The 20,787-nt window shown below is 61.1% G+C and carries 19 protein-coding genes and 3 pseudogenes; 18 read left to right on the plus strand and 4 right to left on the minus strand.

What is annotated here, in order from left to right:
* Nucleotides 1–99: 99 nt before the first annotated feature.
* A complete protein-coding gene (locus KBA48_RS25205) occupies nt 100–387 on the minus strand; it encodes a toprim domain-containing protein (protein ID WP_367273876.1) in 288 nt (95 codons plus the stop codon).
* Nucleotides 366–413, minus strand: a pseudogene (locus tag KBA48_RS33085) (hypothetical protein); the annotation flags it as partial. The gene KBA48_RS25205 and the pseudogene KBA48_RS33085, both read right to left, overlap by 22 nt.
* A gap of 188 nt (nt 414–601) precedes the next feature.
* Here KBA48_RS33085 and KBA48_RS25210 point away from each other — a divergent pair.
* The 8 genes and pseudogenes from KBA48_RS25210 to KBA48_RS25245 all read left to right on the plus strand — a co-directional run bounded on the left by KBA48_RS25210 (nt 602) and on the right by KBA48_RS25245 (nt 9,398).
* A complete protein-coding gene (locus tag KBA48_RS25210; RefSeq protein ID WP_261497866.1) occupies nt 602–1,849 on the plus strand; it encodes a tyrosine-type recombinase/integrase in 1,248 nt (415 codons plus the stop codon).
* Complete coding sequence (locus KBA48_RS25215) at nt 1,846–2,808, plus strand: tyrosine-type recombinase/integrase (protein ID WP_261497865.1); 963 nt, start codon at nt 1,846–1,848, stop codon at nt 2,806–2,808. Before KBA48_RS25210 ends, KBA48_RS25215 begins: the two co-directional genes overlap by 4 nt.
* Entirely contained in the window at nt 2,801–3,811 is a 1,011-nt protein-coding gene (locus KBA48_RS25220) for a site-specific integrase (RefSeq protein ID WP_261497864.1), read from the plus strand. The genes KBA48_RS25215 and KBA48_RS25220 overlap by 8 nt, the downstream gene beginning before the upstream one ends.
* A 118-nt stretch (nt 3,812–3,929) precedes the next feature.
* Nucleotides 3,930–4,147: pseudogene (locus tag KBA48_RS25225) on the plus strand (transposase domain-containing protein); the annotation flags it as partial.
* 272 nt (nt 4,148–4,419) lie between these two features.
* Nucleotides 4,420–5,790 carry an aminotransferase gene (locus tag KBA48_RS25230; protein WP_261497863.1) on the plus strand — a complete coding sequence of 457 codons (1,371 nt, stop codon included), beginning with the start codon at nt 4,420–4,422 and terminating at the stop codon, nt 5,788–5,790.
* A gap of 34 nt (nt 5,791–5,824) precedes the next feature.
* Nucleotides 5,825–6,589 carry an N-formylglutamate amidohydrolase gene (locus KBA48_RS25235; RefSeq protein WP_261497862.1) on the plus strand — a complete coding sequence of 255 codons (765 nt, stop codon included), beginning with the start codon at nt 5,825–5,827 and terminating at the stop codon, nt 6,587–6,589.
* Nucleotides 6,590–6,615: 26 nt separating this feature from the next.
* On the plus strand, nt 6,616–7,989 hold the full coding sequence (locus KBA48_RS25240; protein ID WP_261497861.1) for a glutamine synthetase family protein: 1,374 nt from the start codon (nt 6,616–6,618) through the stop codon (nt 7,987–7,989).
* A 20-nt stretch (nt 7,990–8,009) separates the two neighbouring features.
* A complete protein-coding gene (locus KBA48_RS25245; RefSeq protein WP_292911468.1) occupies nt 8,010–9,398 on the plus strand; it encodes an aldehyde dehydrogenase family protein in 1,389 nt (462 codons plus the stop codon).
* Here the strand turns inward: KBA48_RS25245 and KBA48_RS33090 are convergent.
* Both KBA48_RS33090 and KBA48_RS25260 read right to left on the minus strand, forming a co-directional pair.
* A pseudogene (locus KBA48_RS33090) lies at nt 9,399–10,172 on the minus strand (P1 family peptidase).
* On the minus strand, nt 10,058–10,507 hold the full coding sequence (locus KBA48_RS25260) for a P1 family peptidase (RefSeq protein ID WP_261497859.1): 450 nt from the start codon (nt 10,505–10,507) through the stop codon (nt 10,058–10,060). The pseudogene KBA48_RS33090 and the gene KBA48_RS25260 overlap by 115 nt, the downstream one beginning before the upstream one ends.
* Before the next feature lie 114 nt (nt 10,508–10,621).
* Here KBA48_RS25260 and KBA48_RS25265 point away from each other — a divergent pair, with 114 nt between their 5' ends.
* The 10 genes from KBA48_RS25265 to KBA48_RS25310 all read left to right on the plus strand — a co-directional run bounded on the left by KBA48_RS25265 (nt 10,622) and on the right by KBA48_RS25310 (nt 20,769).
* Complete coding sequence (locus tag KBA48_RS25265) at nt 10,622–11,719, plus strand: ABC transporter ATP-binding protein (RefSeq protein WP_292911471.1); 1,098 nt, start codon at nt 10,622–10,624, stop codon at nt 11,717–11,719.
* 1 nt (nt 11,720) lies between these two features.
* On the plus strand, nt 11,721–12,626 hold the full coding sequence (locus KBA48_RS25270) for an ABC transporter permease (RefSeq protein ID WP_292911472.1): 906 nt from the start codon (nt 11,721–11,723) through the stop codon (nt 12,624–12,626).
* On the plus strand, nt 12,626–13,468 hold the full coding sequence (locus KBA48_RS25275) for an ABC transporter permease (RefSeq protein WP_261497856.1): 843 nt from the start codon (nt 12,626–12,628) through the stop codon (nt 13,466–13,468). The genes KBA48_RS25270 and KBA48_RS25275 overlap by 1 nt, the downstream gene beginning before the upstream one ends.
* 31 nt (nt 13,469–13,499) lie before the next feature.
* Nucleotides 13,500–14,540 carry a PotD/PotF family extracellular solute-binding protein gene (locus KBA48_RS25280; protein ID WP_261497855.1) on the plus strand — a complete coding sequence of 347 codons (1,041 nt, stop codon included), beginning with the start codon at nt 13,500–13,502 and terminating at the stop codon, nt 14,538–14,540.
* Nucleotides 14,541–14,602: 62 nt separating this feature from the next.
* Nucleotides 14,603–14,929 carry a hypothetical protein gene (locus KBA48_RS25285; protein WP_261497854.1) on the plus strand — a complete coding sequence of 109 codons (327 nt, stop codon included), beginning with the start codon at nt 14,603–14,605 and terminating at the stop codon, nt 14,927–14,929.
* Nucleotides 14,930–14,939: 10 nt separating this feature from the next.
* Nucleotides 14,940–17,162 (plus strand): N,N-dimethylformamidase beta subunit family domain-containing protein, encoded by a 2,223-nt coding sequence (locus tag KBA48_RS25290; protein WP_261497853.1) that lies wholly within the window; start codon nt 14,940–14,942, stop codon nt 17,160–17,162.
* 40 nt (nt 17,163–17,202) lie between these two features.
* Nucleotides 17,203–18,144: a GntR family transcriptional regulator gene (locus tag KBA48_RS25295; protein ID WP_261497851.1), complete on the plus strand. Its 942-nt coding sequence runs from the start codon at nt 17,203–17,205 to the stop codon at nt 18,142–18,144.
* 5 nt (nt 18,145–18,149) lie between these two features.
* The gene (locus tag KBA48_RS25300) at nt 18,150–18,512 is read left to right on the plus strand and encodes a transposase (RefSeq protein WP_292911473.1); all 363 of its coding nucleotides are present in this window, start codon (nt 18,150–18,152) and stop codon (nt 18,510–18,512) included.
* A 58-nt stretch (nt 18,513–18,570) separates the two neighbouring features.
* On the plus strand, nt 18,571–19,551 hold the full coding sequence (locus tag KBA48_RS25305; protein ID WP_261497850.1) for a helix-turn-helix domain-containing protein: 981 nt from the start codon (nt 18,571–18,573) through the stop codon (nt 19,549–19,551).
* 102 nt (nt 19,552–19,653) lie between these two features.
* Nucleotides 19,654–20,769, plus strand: a complete 1,116-nt coding sequence (locus KBA48_RS25310; RefSeq protein ID WP_292911474.1) for a class II histone deacetylase — start codon at nt 19,654–19,656, stop codon at nt 20,767–20,769.
* Nucleotides 20,770–20,787: the final 18 nt, after the last annotated feature.

Consider the following 20,787-nt stretch of genomic DNA (forward strand, 5'->3'; position numbering starts at 1 on the left):
GCCCATGAGAGAGGCAAAAGATGAAGATCCAGACCCGGGACAGGGAGATGCCCCCTGCCCCACTGTCGTGAGACTTCCCCTTGCGCTTGACGAGTTGCCTCAACGCTCCAGGCGCTCGCGATCCTCGAGACCGATCTGATCAGCCAGATTCTGGCGCAGTGCTTGCAGTCCGTCGGCCCTGAGATCGTCGTTGAAATCCCCGAGCCTTGGTTCAAGCACCCGAACGGCAATCCCGGCCTCGGTGGCTCTGATGGTCAATCTCTCCGCCGCGCGTCGCCCCGCCGGATCGCGGTCGATGGCAATGTAGAGGCGCTGCAGACCAAAAGGCGCGTCACATGGACAAGCGAAAGCTGACGGAGATTCGCCCCTGCTTGCTGGCCAAATAATGTCATGTCCGCGGCCCCTCCGGGCATTGCCGCAAAGAAGGCAGTTTTGCGGTTATGCTGAGTTCTGCATAATCAAAATTATGCGCACCATGTGATTATGCGCAGCCCGCCGAGCGAAGCACCTGCAAGGCTGACTCGCCAGCGATTTTCGGCACGACGAACTGCGCATAATCCTGATCTCCTCTTGGGTTCGTTCTGCCCGACAGGAGGTCAACATGTCCAAGGTGATCGTCGTCCATTCGCAGCCCCGCATGTGGCTGGAGGACAGCGTTATTCAGCCGTACGTTTCGCGATTTGGCGCGCACCTGCGCCGTGGGCGGTATGCCCCGAGCACCCAGCGTGTCTATTTGTGCTGCGTTGCGCACTTCGCCCATTGGCTGACCGGGGAACGATGCGGCCTGAGCGCGATCGGCGAGGCCTTGGTCGCGCGCTTCCTGGCAGAGCATATGCCAGCGTGCAGTTGTCCCTATCCGGTCCGGCGCTTGCGCCACGAGCTGCGAGCCGCACTCGCCCAGTTGCTGGAAGTGTTACGGGCCGATGGCGTGGGAGCACTGGATCCCGCCTCGGAAACGGCCGTTGCGCAAGAGTTGGCGCGCTTTGACGCCCACATGCGTGATGACTGGGGCCTGGCGGACAATACCCGCTGTCAGCGCAGTCGGATCGCCGGCGCGTTTCTGCTTGCCCATTTCGGCGACCAACCAATCACGATTTCGAAGATCAGCACCGCCTCTGTGCGGCGCTTCGTTCTCGGCCAGGATGGGCGTAGCGCTGGCTCCATCGGTGTGATCGGCGGCGCCATCGGCTGCTATTTTCGGTTCCGCACCCTGTCCGGCGACCGGGTCAGCGAACTGGCGGCCGGCATTCCACGGGCGGCTCACTGGCGATTGGCATCCCTGCCGGAGGTTCTCACCGACACTGAGATCGACGAACTGCTCCGATCATTCGATCAGCCCTTTCCGTCGCGCCGGCGAGCCTATGCGATGACCCGGTGTCTGATCGATCTCGGCCTGCGATGCAGCGAGGTCGTCGGCCTGCGCCTCGAAGACATCGACTGGGCCGACGGGACGATCAGCCTGACCGGAACCAAGGGGAGGCGCGCCGATGTCCTGCCCTTGCCTGCGGCGACCGGTAGCACGATCGCCGGCTATCTGCGCGAGGAGCGGCCCCAGACCTCGAACCGAGCCATATTTGTCCGCCACGTCGCCCCGTACGACGAGCCGATCGAGAAGGGCGTCGTCAAGCGCGCGGTTCTGGCGGGCTATCGAAGATGCGGATGGACCCGCACAGGAGTCCATATTCTGCGGCACAGCGTGGCCAGCCGGCTTCTACGCACCGGCGCGCCGATGAAGGATATTGCCGACGTCCTGCGGCACCGCAGCCTCGACACGTCGGCAATCTATGCCAAGGTCGATCTGACCAAGCTCGCGGCGGTGGCCTTGCCCTGGCCGGAGAGCGCGTCATGACCGAGGCCCGCGCTATGCTCTCGCTGGCCGAGGATTACCTGACCGAGCGCCGTGCCTTGGGGTTCGACCTGCGCATTCCCGGCACCCAGATCACCGCTTTCGCCCGCTTCGTCGACGCGGTGGGCCATACCGGCCCGCTGACGACCCGCATCACCCTGGATTGGGTGCAGGGTCATGCCAGGCACGCCAAGCCGTTTTCCTGGGCGCGCCGCCTGGACGTCCTTCGTCCATTCGCACGGTATTTGGCCCGGCTTGATCCGGCGACCGAGTTCCCGCAGACCGCAATCTTTGGCCGCTCGCATCGCCGCCTGGCGCCGCACATCTACTCGGAGCAGGAGATCCGCGATCTCCTCGCTGCCGCCCGGCGCCTTGCCCCGCACGGTGGATTGCGACCAGCGACCTACGAGATGATCTTCGGGTTGATCGCCGCCGCCGGCCTGCGGCTTTCGGAAGCGCTCCACCTGCGATGCGGCGATGTCGATCTCGAACAGGGCGTCCTTACGGTCCGGAACACCAAGTTTCGCAAATCCAGACACGTGCCAGTGCATCCGACCGTGGCGGCGGCGTTGAACCGCTATCTGGCGGTGCGGTCACGTCACGGCACTACCGACCGGAATGCGCTGCTGTTCCTGTCGTCATCGGGAGGGTTGTTGTCGAAGCGAACCATTCATGGGGTGTTCCAGCGGCTGCGAGGCGACCTCGGCTGGACGGCGCGTGGCGCCCATGCCCAGGCGCGCATTCACGATCTGCGCCACACCTTCATCTGCCGTCGCGTCCAGCTTTGGCATGAGCGCGGCGCCGATATCGGCAATGCCATGGCCGCGCTTTCAACCTATGTTGGCCACGCCAAGGTGTCAGACACTTACTGGTATCTGACCGGCGTTCCAGATCTGATGGCGATCGCCGGCGCGCGCTTCGAGCACTTCGCGGCCATCACCGGAGAGGGTCACCATGGCTGATCCGATCACGACGCCGACTTTTCCCACCTTGCTTCAGCGCTTCTTCGTTGAGCACCTGGGCCATCAGCGAGCCGTCAGCCCGCGCACCATCGCCGCCTACCGCGACACGTTCCGACTGCTGCTCAGCTTCGCTGAGGCCAGTATCGGCAAGGCCCCGACCGCATTGGCGTTGGTCGATCTTGACGCCCGATTGATCCTCGACTTCCTCGATCATCTGGAGAAGGAACGCAACAACGGCGCCCGCAGCCGAAACGCCCGTTTGGCGGCGCTCCGATCCTTCCTGAAGTATGCCGCCCATTACGACCTGACAGCACTCCCTGTGATCGAGCAGGCGCTGGCCATCCCGATGAAGCGGTTTGACCGGCCGGTACTTGGGTTTCTGTCGCGCCAGGAGATGCAGGCGATCCTCGAAGCGCCGGATCCTCGAACCTGGGCGGGACAGCGCGATCGAGCGCTTTTCAGTCTAATGTACAACACCGGCGCACGCGTGTCGGAGGCCATCGGCCTGCGCGTCGGCGACGTCATCATCGATGGCACGACGACCGCGCATCTGCACGGCAAGGGGCGCAAGGAACGAAGCATGCCGCTCTGGCGATCAACCGCGTCGCTGATCCGGGGCTGGAAGCGCCAGCTGGAAAACGCCGGGGATGACAATTTCCTGTTCCCAAGCCGGGGCGGAGAAAGGATGGCGCGATCGAACGTCACCCAACGCCTCGACCTGGCTGTCTCGGTCGCCGCGGAGCGTCATCCCCAACTCGCACGACGCTCGATATCGCCGCATACAATCCGCCACACTACGGCGATGCATCTGCTGCAGTCCGGCGTCGACATCACCGTGATCGCCCTATGGCTGGGCCACGAGAGCCCCGCCACAACGCATATGTACCTCGAGGCCGATCTCTCAATGAAGAAGCGCACTCTCAACCGGCTGCAACCGGTCGGAGCGAGCCCCGGCCGGTATCGGCCCCCGGACCAGCTGATGCGGTTTCTTCAGAACCTTTGAATTATGCGCAGTTCGTCGTGCCGAAAATCGCTGGCGCGTCAGCCTTGCAGGCGCTTCCCTCGGCGGGCTGCGCATAATCACATGGTGCGCATAATTGCGGTTATGCTGAGTTCTGCATAATCGCAAAAACGCACTGTTCGCCGGTCATGACGAGGGCGGACGCACCTGGGCCCGCATGGCCTCATTGATCGAAACCTGCAAACTGAACGCCGTCGACCCATACGCTTACCTGCGCGAAACCCTGACTGCCATCGCCAAAGGCCACCCCGCATCGCGCATCGCGCATCGCGCATCGACGACCTTATGCCTTGGGCTTTCCAGAAGCTGTCAAGCTGAAAGCCTGACGGGGTTCTCGCACCGCTTACAACCAAATGCCTGACCGTGCTGTTGCAAGATGTGCCGCTTGATGGCGAACTTTTTCGCCCCGACGATCGTAAGCCGCCGCAGGGATCGCGCACTCATCCTTTTCGTGGCGCCGGGGCACTCCATACCTCCAGCAGAACGCGGGCGCGGCACCTCGTCTTCCCGATGCACCGTATCGCGGCAGAAACCTCTTTACCCAGAATTGTTTTTCTGGTAACTGTAAATACAACAAAGGGAGAACCGCTATGGACACCAATGTGAGCAATTCTTGGGAACAGAGAGACATGCAGGCCGTTTTCCACGGCTTCACTGACTTGGGTACGCTGAATGCCGAAGGTCCGGTGATCTTGACGCATGGGGACGGCATCCGGGTCTTCGATGTGCACGGCAAGAGCTACATCGATGCCAACTCGGGCCTCTGGAACAACGTGGCCGGGTTCAACCATCAAGGCATCATCGACGCTCTCTGCGCCCAGGCGCGGAAGTTCCCCGGCTACCACGCCTTCTTCGGTCGCGTCGCCGACACCACCGTCGCCCTGTCCGAGAAGCTGATCGAGCTGTCGCCTTTCGACGCAGGCAAGGTCTACTACACCAACTCGGGCTCGGAGGCGAATGATACCGTCGTCAAGATGCTGTGGATGCTGCATCGCCGGAATGGCCAGCCGCAGCGCCGCAAGATCATCACCCGCGTGAACGCCTATCACGGCGTCACCGTCGCGACGGCCTCGATGACCGGCAAGGCCTACAACGCCGAATTCGGGCTGCCGCTGCCGGGCTTTCTGCATGCCGACTGCCCGCATTACTGGCGCTTCGGGCTTGAAGGCGAAACCGAGCTGGAGTTTTCGGCCCGCCTGGCGCGCAATCTTGAAGAGCTTATCCTCAAGGAAGGCCCCGACACGATCGCCGGCATGTTCGCCGAACCGGTGCAGGGCGCCGGTGGCGTGATCGTGCCTGCCGAAGGCTATTTCGAGGCGATCCGCCCGATCCTGCGCAAATACAACATCCCCTTCATCGCCGACGAGGTGATCTGCGGGTTCGGCCGCACCGGCGAGATGTGGGGCAGCGTGAAGTATGACATGCAGCCGGACATCATCGTCGCGTCGAAATGCATCACGGCCGGCTACTTCCCGATGGGCGCGGTCATCCTGGGCAAGGCCTTCTGCGACGCGCTGATGAAAGTGTCCGAAGAAGCCGAGGAGTTCCCGCACGGCTTCACCGCCGGCGGCAATCCGCTTGGCAGCGCGGTTGCCCTGAAATCGCTGGCGGTGATCGAAGACGAGGGCCTGCTTGGCAATGTCAACAAGGTCAGCGGACGCTTCATGGCGCGGCTGAAGAAGCTGGGCGAGCACAAATATGCCGGCGAAGCCCGCGGTGTCGGCCTGATGGGCGCGGTGGAAATCGTCGCGGACAAGAAGACCAAGCAACCGCTGCCGGGCCATCTGCAAATCTCGGAACGGATCGCCAACAAGGCACTTAAGAAAGGCCTGATCTGCCGGCCGCTCGGGCAGGCAATCGTCCTGGGCCCGCCCTTCATCATCACCGAGGCAGAGATCGACCAGATCTTCGACATTCTTGAGGAAACCGTTGACGAAGTCTTTGCCGATGTCGGCCTCTAAACCCGCAGTTTCGGACCGTGCAGCGAATCGTGCCTTGCGCACGACCGCCGTTCTCGCCGCAGACGAGCCGCAGGCCGTTGAATGGTTGAACCCAAAGGGGACCGGACCCTTCGTCTTCGGCTGCGAACACGCCAGCAACCGAATTCCAACGCGGCTGGGGACCATGGGCCTTGATGCAACCGAACTGGCGCGCCACATCGCCTGGGATATCGGGGCACGCCGCCTGACCGAGCTGCTGGCACTTCGGACGGACAGCCCCGCGATCCTGCAGCGCTATTCCAGATTGGTTAATGACTGCAACCGAACGGTCGGCCACCCCGGCGCGTTTGTCACCGACGCCGATGGCAGCTGCGTGACGGGCAACCTTGGCCTGACCGACGCTGATAGAGCCGCAAGAGAGCGCGAGATCTATCGCCCCTTCCACGATGCGTTGACCGGCACCATCGAGCGACGCCAGCAGAGCGCCGAACGCTTCGCCTTCATCGCGGTTCACAGCTTTAACAAGAGTGTCCGCAGCATCGCGCGTCCGTGGCACATTGGGTTCATTTACAACCAGCAACCAGCCTTGTCGAAACGACTGATCAGCTGGTTTAGGGAAAGGACCGACTTTGTTGTCGGTGACAACGAACCCTACTCTCCCCTGCACGCGGTGGATCACACAATTCGGGTCCAAGCCGAGGTCCGCAGCATACCCTACAGCATGATTGAGGTGCGAAACGATTTGCTGCGCAGCGAATCCGAAATTGCTGGCTGGGCGGACCTGATTGCCGCGGCCTTGCTTGACGCCCACACGTCGTAACCCCAAACAAAGCACGAGATGAAAGCATGACAGGTCAGAAGCTGAACCTGACGTCGGCGGAGGACGCCCACGCCTTTATTACCGAGCGCGCGCCCTCGCATGTGAAGGTTGGATTCTTCGATATCGACGGGGTCTTCCGCGGCAAGTTCATCGGTCGGGAAAAGTTCCTCTCGGCGCTTCGCAGTGGCTACGGCTTCTGTAACGCCGTGCTGGGATGGGATGTCGCCGACAACCTTTACAACAACGCTGCCTACACTGGCTGGCATTCGGGCTTTCCTGACGCCAACCTGCGGATCCTCCCCGAAAGCGGGATGATCCTGCCCTTCGACAACGAGACGGTCTTCTTCCTGAGTGAATTTGCCGGCTCTGCCGAAGCGATCTGTCCGCGCGGCGTACTGCGCCGGGTCCTGGCCCGCGCCTCGGACATGGGCTTTGCCGTCAAGGCGGCCATGGAATTCGAGTTCTTCATGTTCGAGGAGACGTCGAACGGTCTTCACGAGAAAAACTTCCAGAACCTTCGTACCTTATCGCAGGGCAGCTTCAGCTATTCGGCGCTGCGATCGCTGGTGCATGAGGATCTGTATCAGGACATCCTGGACACCTTCGGGTCGATCGGAATCAAGCTTGAAGGCCTGCATGCCGAAACCGGACCTGGCGTTCTCGAGACGGCAATTGCCGTGGATGACGCGCTGGCGATGGCCGACAATTCGTCAGTCTTCAAGGCCTTCATGAAGATTTTGGCTCAGAAGCGCGGCTTGATGGCGACGTTCATGGCCAAGTGGAACGCCGCCCTCTCCGGGCAAAGCGGGCACACTCATCTGTCACTGTGGACGCTGAACGGCAAGCCCTGCTTCTACGATCCAAGCGCCACCTATTCGATGAGCAAGACCATGCGCCATTTCATTGGCGGCCAGCTTGCCTATCTGCGCGAATTCGCCGCCCTGATTGCGCCGAACGTCAACAGCTTTGCCAGGCTGACCCCGGGTTTCTGGGCGCCAACTGCGGCGACGTGGGGGGTCGACAACCGCACTGTCGCTGTCCGGGTGATCCCCGGCTCCGAGAACTCCCACCGGCTCGAATATCGCGTGCCGGGCTCCGACGTGAACCCCTATCTTTCGATGGCCGCGGCGATTGGCTCCGGTCTCTTGGGGATCGAGCAGGAAATCGAGCCCGACGAGATTTCGACGGGAAATGCTTATGAGCGGCAGATCCCGATCGCGCGGCAACTGCCGCCGAACCTTGAAGCGGCAGCGGAGATCTTTGGCGGTTCAAAGGCCGCGGCTGACCTTTTCGGCCCGGCCTTTACCCAGCACTTTGCCGGATCCCGCCTGTTTGAGGCCCGTCAATTCACGCGTGCGGTGACGGATTGGGAACTGAAGCGTTACTTCGAAATTCTCTGACCGGGGGGAACTGGATCGCCATGAAGATTACCTGCGTTTCCCCGGTTGACGGGAAAATCTATGCCGAGCGCGCCGCGATCTCGCTGGCCGAGGCGCGCGCGATCTTTGCGCGCGCGAAGGGGGCGCGCGGCGCTTGGGCCGCGACGCCGCTTGCCGAGCGCCGCGCGCTTTTGGAGAAGGCTGTCGACCATCTGGTCGCGGCAAAGTCCCAGATTGCCACAGAAATCGCCTGGCAGATGGGGCGGCCTGTGTCGCAATGCGGCGGAGAGGTTCGTGGCCTTGAAGAGCGCGCGCGACATATGCTGGCGATCGCGCCTCAGGCTCTGGAAGAGGATATCCTGCCGCAAAACGGTTTGTTCCTGCGCACGATCCGCAAGGAGCCGCTGGGCACGGTCTTTGTCATCGCACCATGGAACTACCCCTATTTGACGGCGACCAACGCAATTTTTCCGGCGCTCGTGGCTGGCAACGTGGTCGTCCTCAAGCACTCGGCACAGACGCTGGTCTGCGGCGAGCGTTTTGCCGAGGCCTTCGCGGCTGCGGGATTGCCGGACGGGGTATTTCAGCTTTGCATGACCACCAATGATGACACGACCGCCCTGATTGGCGAGGGGCTGCACGATCATATCGTTTTCACCGGTTCTGTTTCGGTCGGCCGCCACCTGCAAACGATCAATGCGGCACATTTCACCGGCATCGACCTAGAGCTTGGCGGGAAGGACCCCGCTTACGTCCGGGCCGATGCGAATGTCGACTGGGCCGCCGAAAACCTGGTCGACGGCGCGTTCTTCAACTCTGGCCAGTCATGCTGCGGGATCGAACGGATCTATGTTCACAAGGACATCTACCCGCAGTTCGTCGAAAAGTTCGTCACGCTGACCGAGGCCTATGTGCTTGGAAATCCGACGGCGGCGGACGTCACGCTTGGACCGGTCGCCAGCACCCGGGCCGCGGAATTCGTGCGCGCACAGATTGCCGAAGCCTGCGAACAGGGGGCGCGCGCGCTGATCGACCCGGGCCTCTTCCCGGCCGACAGGGCGGGCACGCCCTATCTCGCGCCGCAGGTTCTTGTCGACGTCACCCATGACATGCGGGTGATGACCGAGGAAAGTTTTGGTCCCGTCGTTGGCATCATGGCAGTTGACGGTGACGACGAGGCAATCGCCATGATGAATGACAGCGACTATGGGCTGACGGCCTCGATCTGGACAGCCGACCTTCCCGCCGCCGAAGCCATCGCCTTGCGTCTGGAAACGGGCACCTGCTTTGCCAATCGCTGCGACTATCTTGACCCGGGCCTGGCCTGGACGGGGGTCAAGGACACGGGCCGCGGGTGTTCCCTGTCGGCCCATGCCTTTGACCATCTGACGCGGCTCAAGTCCTACCACTTCCGGGCGCAGCCGGCCTGATCAGCCGATCGGCTGATCGCATTTGCCGGCGGCGCGCAACAAATCGACCAGTCGGGCGGTGTCAATCGCCCGGCAAACCCGCCCTTTCGGCTTGAACGTCGGCGTATCCTCGGCGGCGATCATGGCATTGATCACGGCCTCATCGGTTGCATCGACCGTGGCCAGATAGGCCGTGTCCAGCAGATCGTCGTTGATATGCGTCATCTGCGAAAAGTCCGGTCCAAGCCCCGGCGTCGGCAGTTCGTTCGCGGTGCTGAAGGCCAGAAAGATGTCGCCGGAATTGTTGCCGCCAGGCGTTCCGGCGCGACCGATGCCAAGCCCGGCCCGCCGCGCCAGCCGCGACAACAGGTCAGGACGCATCGGAAGGTCGGTGGCGATGATCACGATGATCGAGCCGGTCTCGTGCTCGATCAGCCGGTCCTCCTGCATCTACAGGCCAACCGCCTCGCCGCAAATGGTCAGCCAGTCGCGCAGGCCGTGATTGGCCTGAACCAGGACGCCGATGGTAAAGGTCTTGTCACTGATCCTGATGCGGCGCGACGAGGTGCCGGTTCCGCCCTTGAATTCGTAGCAGATAATGCCGGTTCCGCCGCCCGTGTTGCCTTCTTCGGCCCAGTCGGAGGTCGCGCCGAGTATGGCCGAGAGGACATGTTCCTCAGTCACCTGCTGGCCGTTGATGTCTCGTTCAGGACACCGTAATAGGTTTCCGCCACCACCGGCATGGCCCAGACATGTTCGGCCTCGAAGACGCCGGCATAGTGCGAGATCATCCACCTGACCGCGGTATGGTGGGCGATGCCCACGCTATGGCTGTTGGTCAGGCAGATCGGGCCAAGGAACCTGCCCGAGTCGCGGATCCAGTGGCTGCCGGTCATCTCGCCGTTGCCGTTCAGCGAGAAATAGCCGGCCAGAACCGGGCTTGGGGTTCGGTCAAAGCCACGCGGCAGGATCGCCGTGACCCCGGTGCGAATTTGCGCCCCGGCTGATTCGTTTTCGCTAAGGACCTGGGACTGCCCCACGCGCAGTCCAGGCACATCGACCAGCGAATTCCGGGGGCCGGGCGTTCCGCGAAAGCGAAGTCCCAGGGCGCGTGCGCGTTTCTTGGTCATTGTTTCAGTCCTTTCGTCGCCTTTGGCGGCATGTCTCACCAAAGTTGTTGATTATGTATTTTGAGTACTGTTAAATACACAAAGCAAGATGAAAACGACCTGGAGGACTCGCCTGTGGACGGTTTTCTGCAGATCAGATCTGCAACAAAGATGTACCGGACGCCCGAGGGCGGAAGTATTCGTGCGCTCGACGATGTCACCCTGCATATCCGCAGCAACGAGTTCATCAGCCTGCTCGGGCCTTCGGGCTGCGGAAAGACCACGCTGCTCAAGTGTATTGCGGGCTTTGAAGACCTTGATCACGGAGACATAACCCTCACTGGGCAAAGTCTCACCCGGATCCCCGCGCACAGGCGCCCATTCAACACGGTGTTTCAGAATTACGCGCTTTTTCCGCACCTCACCGTTGAGCGCAACGTCGCATACGGGCTTGACGTTGCACATGTCGAACGCAAGGAACGTACTCGCCGTGTCGGAGAAGCGCTGGAGCAGGTTGGCCTGGCAGGCTTTGGTGCCCGGATGCCTAACCAGCTCTCGGGTGGCCAGCAGCAGCGCGTCGCGGTGGCGCGGTCTCTGGTCCTGAAGCCGAAGGTCCTTTTGCTGGACGAGCCGCTCTCCGCGCTTGACCGCAAGATGCGCGAGTCCATGCAGATCGAGTTGAAGTCGTTGCAACATAGCGTCGGCATCACCTTCATCTTCGTCACGCACGATCAGGAAGAGGCGCTTTCGATGTCGGATCGCGTCGCAGTCTTGGCCTCAGGAAAGGTGCAGCAGCTCGCCTCGCCCAAAGAGATCTATGACGAGCCGCAAAACGAGTTTGTCGCGAACTTTGTCGGAACCAGCAACATCTTCAAGGGAAAGGTGATCGCCAAGGAGGGGCGGACCCTGACGCTGAAGACCGCGAACGGGCGCGAGCTGGCCGTGGCCTCCGATCGCTTCGGCGTCGGCGATGACGCCTGCGCCGTCCTGCGGCCCGAACACCTGAAGCTGAGCGGCGAGGCGCGCGACAGGGCCATCAAGGGGACGGTCACGCAATCGGTCTTTGTCGGCTCGGAGATGCATCTGCACGTCGACGTGGGCCTTGGCCGGACCGCCGTCGTGCGGCACCGCCATAACAAGGGGTCAACGGAAGCCGCCTATGGGCCGGGCGCCGATGTCACGCTCTATTACACGCCCGAAGCCGCGCATGTCATCGAATGCAAGGGTGCCTGAGATGGCAGAAACGGGCGCGACCGCAAGCCGCAACCGAAGGACGCTGATCCTTCTTCTTGCCCCGCTGACCATCCTGCTGGGCGTGTTCTTCCTGATCCCCCTGGGCATCATGGTCGTCTACAGCTTCCTTGAACCCGGCCTTTACGGTGGGGTCGAATGGAACTGGTATCCCTACAACTACGGCCGCCTGATCGGCTGGCCGTTGAACGACTACGAGGTCTTCGACCCCATCTATCTGAAGATCTTCCTGAATTCGCTTCAGATTGCGCTCATGACGGTCGCGGGCACATTGCTACTGTCCTATCCGGCGGCCTTCTGGGTTGCCAGCATGAAAGGGCCAAGAAAGAGCTTGGTCCTTTTTCTGGTCGCGCTGCCGTTCTTTGCAAACATGCTGGTGCGCATCTATGCTTGGTTGCTGCTGCTGCGGCCAACCGGGTTTCTGAGCACCCTGCTAGAATCGACCGGCCTGATCATCGAGCCGCTTGACCTGCTGTTCACGAATTTCTCGGTGATCGTCGGCATGGTCTATGTTCTGACGCCGTTCATGTTCCTGCCGATCTACGCAAACGTGGAAAAGCTGGACTATTCACTCGTCAGGGCCTCGCGCGATCTTGGCGCGACCAATGTGCAGACGTTATGGCGGATCATATTGCCGCTGACGGCACCGGGAATCATCGGCGGCTCGGTGATCGTCTTCATTCCGGCGCTTGGAAACTTCATCGTGCCTTCGCTCCTGGGCGGCTCCAAGGTGCAGATGACGGGGAACCTCATCGAACGCTCGTTCCTGCAGTCGCGCGACTGGCCGTTCGGAGCGGCGCTGGCGCTGCTGATCATGGCCTTCGTCGTGGTTCTCTTTTCCCTCCAGTTTAGCCGTCAGTCAAAGTCAGAAGGACAGGGGACCCGTTGATGTTCGAAAGGATCATGTCATCAAAGGGCTGGTGGAGGCTGTTTCAGGCCTATGGCCTTGTCTTCCTGATCTTTCTCTACCTGCCGCTTGCGCTCATCTTTGTCTATTCCTTCAATGCGAACCCCATCAACATGGCGGTTTGGACCGAGTTCACCTTTGACTGGTACAAGACCATCTTCTTCGGGGCCGGCACGGCGGGCAGCTTCGACGCGGCCTTTACCGAGTCGCCCGACCGGATCTTCGAGGTGGTCCGCAACAGCGCCATCGTCGCCCTTTCCGCCAGCACCATCTCGACCGTCATCGGGACGGCGACGGCAATCGCGATCCGGCGCTATGACTTCGTCGGCAAGAAGGTCTATCAGGCGCTGCTTGTCCTGCCGATGATCGTTCCGGACATCGTCCTTGGGATCGCGCTGCTGATCTTCTTTGTCGGCGCCGGCTTTGAGTTGAGCCTGCTGACCGTCATCATCGGCCACACGACCTTCCTTTCAAGCTATGTCTTCGTCGTGGTCAGCGCCCGCCTTGCCGGGATGGACATGAGCCTCGAGCGGGCCTCGGCCGATCTTGGCGCCGGGCCGTTGACCACCTTCCGCAGGGTGACCTTGCCACAGATCATGCCGGGCGTTGTTGGCGGGTTCCTGCTGGCATTCATCATCTCGCTCGACGACGTGGTCATCACCTACTTCATCGCCGGCGTCGGCTCGCAAACGCTGCCCCTCTTCATCCTGGCAATGATGCGCCGCGGGTTGCGGCCGCAGATCAATGCGCTGGCGATCCTGCTTTTGTCCTTCACCTTCACCGTGGCCGCAATCGGCCTCTACCTGCGAAGCCGAAAATCCTGACGTCAAACCAAAACCAACAGCGGAGTGCAAAATGAAGAATGTGCAGAACGTTAGCCCCTGTCTGATGGCAATCGCCGTTTCCGCAGGTCTGGCGACCCCGGCGGCGGCCGAAGGATCGCTGAGCCTTTACAACTGGGGTGACTACATCAGCCCCGATGTCATCGACAAATTCGGCAAGGAGTTCAACGTCGCCGTGACGCTCGACACCTATTCGACCAACGAGGAAATGCTGGCGCGCATCCAGGCCGGGGCAACGGGCTATGACCTGATCTGGCCGTCGGTTCACATGCATGACACAATGCAAAAGCTGGGCCTGCTGCAGGAAACCGGGGTCAACAAGATGCCCGGCTTCGAGAACATCGACCCCGGCGCCCTGCGCTCGAAGGAAGACCCGGCGGCCGACTATTGCTTGCCCTATGCCTGGGGTGCGGTCGGCATCCTCTACAACAAGACCGCGATTCCCGAGCTGACCTCTTGGCAGCAGTTCTTCGACTACGGGGCGGCCAATCCGGGCAAGATCGCCATGCTTGACGATCTGCGGGAAACCCTTGGCGTCGGCCTGATCATGACGGGGGCATCGGTCAATTCCGCGAACCCCGACGAGATTGCCAAGGCCGAAGAGTTCATCCTGGCGCAAAAGCCGAATATCGGGGCCTTTGCCTATGACGTGATCCCGCTCGTCACCTCGGGCGATATGGCGGCCGCGCATTACTATGTCGGCGCCGTCCTCAACGTGAACCAGAACCCCGACCTGCTGGGCTTCGTCGTCCCGCAAGAGGGCGCCACGATGTACCAGGAGGACATCTGCCTGCTTGCCAGCGCGCCCAACCGGGACAACGCCCTGAAGTTCCTTGAATTCATGATGCGTCCCGACGTTTCGGCCATGAACACCGAGCGCCTGACGAATGGTTCGGTGAACCTGAAGGCCATCGAACTGCTTCCGGTTGAGCTGAAGAACAACCCCTCGATCAACCCGCCGCCCGAAACGCGCGCCAAGCTTCAGATCTTCGAAGACCTCGGAAAGGCGCTCAGGGTCTATACGCGGGCTTGGGACCGCGTCAAGACGAACTGATCCGCTGCTCCCTGCCTGGCGGGATATCGCGCCGATATCCCGCCATTTTCTCCGAGGATACGATGGCCCGCTATCAGATCACCGAAGCCGATCTTCCCTATGCCCGCGAGTTTCTGGCGGCCCCGATCGGATACCACAGCCCCTGCCTGCAGAGGGTCCTGAACCGCATGCGCGGGCCGGACTGGACCTTCAAATACGTGCTGATCGTCGTCGAGCGCTATTCCCGCTGGCAACTTGGGCGGTTGCCCGCCGCCCGGGGCGGCAGGGTCGAAGCCGTCGCGGGGGTCTACTACGACAACCTTCTGGATGCCGAGCGCGACATCTTCAAAAGGCGCTGGCGAGACCTAACCGGGCAGGACCTCGACCATCAACTGTCCACCCTTTCGTGATGAGACGACCATGCTTCCGATCGTAGCTTATACCGACAAACTGACCGTCGCCCCCGGTGAGGCGCTGACGGTCATGGCCTCGTCCTTCGGCGCCAGGACCTATCACGCCGACCTGCGCCGGATCATCCAGGGCGATACCAATCCCGAAGGCCCCGGCTACAAGGACGAAGCCATCGCCCTTGATCTGGGGGGCGAACGTCACGCCGTCGCCAAGGCGTTCAAGCCCGGCTCGGCGGTGATCATTCCGGGCCATGAGGCGCTGAAAGGCCTTGGCAGTTTCACGCTGGCGGCGGTGATTCAGCCGACGCTGACAACCGGCAAGGAGCGCCTTGTGATCGCCCTGCCCGGCTTTGCCAGCTTGGGCATTGACGCCGGGGGGCATCTGGTCGGCCGCCTTGGTCAGGCCGAAGTGCGAAGCGCTGCCCCGCTGACGGTCTGGCAGTGGCAGATCGTGAGCCTTGCCTATGATGCGGCCTCGCGGGAGCTTGTCCTGTCCAGTCTGGCCGCGCCCGGCACCGCGGCGCCCGCGGCCAGGCCAAGGATCGTCACGGCACAGGCGGTTCAGGCCGGGCCCGCCGCCGAAGAATGCATCATCGCCGCGACCCGCGACACCGAGGGCGAGCTGACCGGCTTTTTCGACGGCAAGATCGACCGGCCTGCGATCTTTCTTCAGCCGATCGCCGTCGAGCGCCTTGTGACGATCCTTGCGGATGTCCAGGCGCTGCGCCGGCGCAGTGACCTTTTGGCCGCCTGGGATTTCTCGGAACGGATGATGACGCAAAGCATCCGTGATGTCGGCCCCTTCCGGTTGGACGGCAAGACGCGGAACGCACCCAAGCGGGCGATGACGGGATGGCTGTGGCAGGGCCAGGAGCTGGACTGGAAGAAGCGACCCGAACTTTATTCGGCGATCCACTTCCATAGCACCGACCTGCATGATGCCGGCTGGAGCGCCGATTTCACGCTGACCGTGCCCGACGACCTGAAGAGCGGCGTCTATGCGGTGCGCCTTGTGCCCGACGGCGACGAGGATGCCGCCTATTACTGCGTCTTCGTGGTCCGCCCGCCGCGGGATCGCGCCTCGGCCAACACCGTCGCCTTTCTTTTCCCGACCTGCAGCTACCTCGCCTATGGCAACCACCGCCTTGGGCTGGACGTTCCTGGCACCGAGATCGGCATGGGCCGCGCGGTCGAGCTTGATCGCCACCACATGTTCCTGCAGGCGCATCCCGAGATCGGCTTTTCGCATTACGAAGTGCACAATGATGGCACGGGCGTCTTCCACACCTCGCGCCTGCGGCCCCTGGTCGATCTGCAGCCCAAGGTGAAATCCTACCTCGGGGGCTATGGCTCGAACATCTGGCAGTTCAACGCCGACACCCACATCCTGGGCTGGCTTGACCATATCGGGCAGGACTTCGACGTGATCACCGACGAAGACATCCATGCCGACGGGCTGCGCCTGCTCAGTCGCTACAACGTCATCCTGACCGGCACCCATCCGGAATACTACACCCGCAACATGATCGAAGCGGTCCAGGCCTTTACCGACCGCGGCGGGCGGCTGATGTATCTGGGCGGGAACGGCTTTTACTGGGTCGTCAGCTTCAACGAAGACATGCCGGGCCTCATGGAATGCCGCCGCTCCGAGGCGGGTGTGCGGCCCTGGGAACCCGGTCACGGCCAGTTCTTCCACGGTTTCACCGGCGAATACGGCGGGTTGTGGCGCCGCAACGGCCATCCGCCGAACCACCTCTGCGGCGTCGGGATGACCTCGCAGGGCTTCGACATCTCCGAGCCCTACGTCATCAATCCCGACAGCCGGACAGCCCGCACCGCCTTCATCTTCGACGGGATCGACGGAACCGTCATCGGCGACTATGGCCTTGCCGGCGGGGGCGCGGCAGGGCTTGAGGTCGACCGGGCGGATGCCGGTCAGGGAACGCCGGATCATGCCGTCGTCCTTGGCTCCTCGGTCCGCCACACCGACATCTATCTGATGGTGCCCGAAGACCTTCTTGACCCGACGCCGGACTGGACGGGCACGCAGGCCGAAATCATCCGGTCGGACCTTACCTTCTTCGAGACCGCGGGCGGCGGTGCGGTCTTTTCGACCGGTTCGATCGCCTGGGCCGGCGCCGTTGCCTGGAACCGCTATGACAACGATATCGCCCGCATGACCGAAAACGTGCTGCGCCGTTTCAACGACCCACAGCCTTTCGAAATGCCTTGACGGTGCGGCAAGGGTCCGGCGAGATGCGACAGGCTGCCAGATGACCGATACGATGAAGCATTCTGCAAGTGACCTCCAGCTGCAACTGGCCCGCCAGATCGCCGAGAATATCATCAGCGGCGGGCTCCAGTCCGGCCAGCACCTGCGCGAGACGGAATTGTCGGCGACGCTCAATGTTTCCCGGTCTCCGGTGCGGGCTGCGCTTGGCCTTCTTTTCAGTGAGGGGCTCGTCGACAAGGAGGCCAACCGCGGCTTCTTTGTGAGGGCGGCCCATGACGACTTTCTGGCCTTTCTCGATCGGCTGCCCAAGACCGATGACGAGATCATCAAGGAGGCAATCGCCCGCGACTGGTTCGAGGGCGCCGTGCCCAAGGAAATGTCGGAAGGCGAAATACGCAAACGCTATTCGCTGGGCCGCCTGACGGCGCAGCGGATTCTCAATTCTCTGTCCGATGAGGGAATCATTTCACGATTGCCGGGTTATGGTTGGCAGTTTGAACCAACCCTCAACTCGCAAGATGCTCATGACGAAAGTTATGATTTTCGAATGATCATAGAGCCATCGGGAATGATTAGCCAATCATTTGAGCTCGATGGCCCCGGCGCCGAATTTCAGGAATACAGGCACCGCAGTATCCTCAGCGCCGAACCGGAAAACTGGAATTCAGCCGAACTATTCCGACTGGATGCCGATTTTCATCTCTTCCTTGCGAACTGCAGTCAGAATCGCTACGTGATTCAAGCAATGCAGCAGCAAAATAAACTCCGACGCCTGCTTGAATACAATTCCCTCTTGCATGCTGGCCGGCTCAGGGACTCGTGCATGGAGCATTTGGAAATACTAGAAAGCCTGGTAAAGGGCGACCGAACGCGTGCGGCTAATTCTATGATTATCCATCTACAAAAAGCAAAAGACGCTGGACCTTGGGGTCATGATGCGTCCTTGCGACAAAGCCAGAGCACACCGATAGGTCCAAAATAGACACTATGAAACGGCATTGTTGCAGAACTTGTGGGTGGGACGAGCTTCCACCTTTCCCCGTTAACTTAGGCCGTATTGGCAAAAGGGGATTGACATGGTGGGCTGATCATAGCTATCGCTTTTCTAAGGTTAGCAAAGCCATTGAGGCGCGCAACGTCGTGCCGGTTATCCCAATGCGCAGGTCCCGCAAGCTGCGCGTGGCGGTGGACCGCACCCTCTACCGGCTGCGGACTCTTATCGAGCGCTGCCTCAACAAGCTGAAGAGCGCCCGCCGCGTGGCTACCCGTTACGACAAGACAGCCGAGAGCTTCTTGTGCTTCTTCGACACAACGTCGATCCGCCTCTGGCTTGGCCATTTGTCTGCATGACCTAGGTACGGAATTGTCGCTTAACGTGAAGAGCGCCTGACCTTAGAAAGAGGTTTGGATGGACCAGCTACTGATAGCGCCAGATCTCGTATATCAGACATGTGAGTTTTCGAAACATTCCCGGCTCGAAGAATGGCAAAGCTCGATGTCGGCTGCCTACTATTCCATTGATATTATAGAAGATTCAGGCGTTGAACTGGATGCTAAGATCGAAGTCGTTAAACTTTCGGACGTCAACATTTCCAAATTTCGTAGCACCACCGCACGCGGTTTTCGCACACGGCCCAACATCGCCCGCGACAGTACCGAGTATTTCGTCTTCGTCTTTGTCACAGACGGCGAGATGTTTTTTAATCAGCTGGCGCGCTGTGGAACCCTAAAGGCCGGACATTATGTTATGCTGCGCTCTGGCGAGCCTTACGAATTGTCGTGTTTGAGTCCGAGCCGTGCTTTTACTGTGCATCTGCCGATTAGCGATATCCTGGAGCGGTACCGGTTAGCGCATTTACATTGTGCGAAGGCTTTTGAAAGTGCCGCGGCACTCTTTCCCATGGCGGCTGCTGTAATCAGCTCGATCGGCGCTGTCCCGTCCGCCGCCAGGGAAGTTCTTTGCCAGGATCTTCGCCGCCAAGTGATCGATACCATCCTGCTGCTGCTGCGAGCCGAACGGATCCACATCAGGGCTCCTGGGTCGACGGGCAGTGAAGGTCTTTTGCTGCGGCTCATCGGCCATATCGAGCGGCATTACATGAACACGGAACTTTCGGCGCGCAGCGCGGCGGAAGACATCGGGGTGTCGGTGTCGCATCTGCACAGGGTCTTCAATGGCTACAACCTGACCTTTGGCTCAACGCTTCGGGACATGCGCCTGGCGCATTCCTATGAATTGCTCAGCTCTTCGGAAGGATCGGCCTGTAGCATCAGCGAAGTCGCCTATCGCGTCGGTTTCCCCGACCATGTGCATTTCTCGAAATCCTTCAGAGCTGCCTTTGGCGTCAGCCCGACTGAGGTTAAAAACGGGATCGGCCGACGAAGCTGACCCGTCGGGCCGCGAATTGAGACGCCCGCACCAAGGTTGCGAGACTCTGATCATAACGACCGGCCACCAATTCCATTACACTCCTTCCTCAGCAAGAATGACATGGGCATCAAAATGGCGACCGGTCTGGTCTATCACGAGCTTTGTATGTGGCACGACGCCGGGAATGTAAGTTCCTTCGTTCCGACCGGGCTTCAGGTCCAGCCCGACCGGCATGCCGAAGAGCCGGAAACCAAGCGCCGCATTCGCAACTTGCTGGAGGTCAGCGGGCTGCTGGGCAAGCTTGAGCTTATCCAGCCCGAGCCTGCCGAAATTGCGCAGATCGCGCGGGTGCATCCGCAAAGTTACATCGACAGGATCAAGGAAAAGAGCCGAAGCGGCGGCGGCGAGGTCGGACTGAACACATTCATCGGTAACGAGGGTTTCGATATCGCGCGGATCTCGACCGGTGGCGCCATTTCCGTCATGGACAGGGTTCTCGACGGCCGGGTCAGGAACGGTTATGCGCTGGTCCGCCCGCCGGGCCACCATGCCCGCCCGGACGAGGCGATGGGGTTTTGCGTTTTCGCCAACGCGCCGATCGCCATTCGCGAGATGCAGAAAAAGTACCAGCTCGATCGTATCGCAATCGTCGACTGGGATGCGCATCATGGCAACGGATCGGAAGAGATTTTTTATGAAGACCCTGCAGTCCTGACCATCTCGCTGCATCAGAACAACCTGTTCCCGATTGGGTCCGGTGCGATGTCGGCCAATGGCGCGGGGCGGGGCGAAGGCTACAACATCAATGTGCCACTGCCTCCGGGGTCGGGTCGAGGCGCCTATGAAGCCGCCTTTGAACGTGTCGTCATTCCGGCGCTGCGCGCCTACCGGCCGCAACTTATCGTTGTCTGTTCCGGCTTCGATGCCTGCGGTCTTGATCCACTGGCGCGGCTCATGCTGCACAGCAGTGCTTATGCGACCCTCACCAGGCAGCTGATGCACTGTGCCGATGATGTCTGTCAGGGGCGCATCGCCATGGTGCATGAAGGCGGCTATTCGCGTGCCCTGGCACCCTATTGCGGCCTGGCGGTGATGGAAACCTTGTCCGGCATCCGCACAAAGGTCACCGATCCCTTAGACGAATATGTCTCCGGCTTCGGCGGGCAAGATCTGCAACCGCATCAGGAAACCATTATCGAAGAGGCGCGGGGCCTGTTGAAAAAAAAATTCGCGTAACAAAGTTTCTAAAATAAT

The sequence above is a fragment of the Niveispirillum sp. genome, assembly GCF_017996735.1.
Classification (GTDB): domain Bacteria; phylum Pseudomonadota; class Alphaproteobacteria; order Azospirillales; family Azospirillaceae; genus Niveispirillum.

Bases quoted from the DNA above. Each gene is read 5' to 3' on its own strand.
- KBA48_RS25280 (WP_261497855.1), top strand. From the start codon at position 13,500: ATGAAGAATGTGCAGAACGTTAGCCCCTGTCTGATGGCAATCGCCGTT.
- KBA48_RS25230 (WP_261497863.1), top strand. From the start codon at position 4,420: ATGGACACCAATGTGAGCAATTCTTGGGAACAGAGAGACATGCAGGCC.
- KBA48_RS25290 (WP_261497853.1), top strand. From the start codon at position 14,940: ATGCTTCCGATCGTAGCTTATACCGACAAACTGACCGTCGCCCCCGGT.
- KBA48_RS25260 (WP_261497859.1), bottom strand. From the start codon at position 10,507: ATGACCAAGAAACGCGCACGCGCCCTGGGACTTCGCTTTCGCGGAACG.
- KBA48_RS25300 (WP_292911473.1), top strand. From the start codon at position 18,150: ATGAAACGGCATTGTTGCAGAACTTGTGGGTGGGACGAGCTTCCACCT.
- KBA48_RS25210 (WP_261497866.1), top strand. From the start codon at position 602: ATGTCCAAGGTGATCGTCGTCCATTCGCAGCCCCGCATGTGGCTGGAG.
- KBA48_RS25215 (WP_261497865.1), top strand. From the start codon at position 1,846: ATGACCGAGGCCCGCGCTATGCTCTCGCTGGCCGAGGATTACCTGACC.
- KBA48_RS25270 (WP_292911472.1), top strand. From the start codon at position 11,721: ATGGCAGAAACGGGCGCGACCGCAAGCCGCAACCGAAGGACGCTGATC.
- KBA48_RS25295 (WP_261497851.1), top strand. From the start codon at position 17,203: ATGACCGATACGATGAAGCATTCTGCAAGTGACCTCCAGCTGCAACTG.
- KBA48_RS25285 (WP_261497854.1), top strand. From the start codon at position 14,603: ATGGCCCGCTATCAGATCACCGAAGCCGATCTTCCCTATGCCCGCGAG.
- KBA48_RS25245 (WP_292911468.1), top strand. From the start codon at position 8,010: ATGAAGATTACCTGCGTTTCCCCGGTTGACGGGAAAATCTATGCCGAG.
- KBA48_RS25240 (WP_261497861.1), top strand. From the start codon at position 6,616: ATGACAGGTCAGAAGCTGAACCTGACGTCGGCGGAGGACGCCCACGCC.
- KBA48_RS25275 (WP_261497856.1), top strand. From the start codon at position 12,626: ATGTTCGAAAGGATCATGTCATCAAAGGGCTGGTGGAGGCTGTTTCAG.
- KBA48_RS25220 (WP_261497864.1), top strand. From the start codon at position 2,801: ATGGCTGATCCGATCACGACGCCGACTTTTCCCACCTTGCTTCAGCGC.
- KBA48_RS25310 (WP_292911474.1), top strand. From the start codon at position 19,654: ATGGGCATCAAAATGGCGACCGGTCTGGTCTATCACGAGCTTTGTATG.
- KBA48_RS25305 (WP_261497850.1), top strand. From the start codon at position 18,571: ATGGACCAGCTACTGATAGCGCCAGATCTCGTATATCAGACATGTGAG.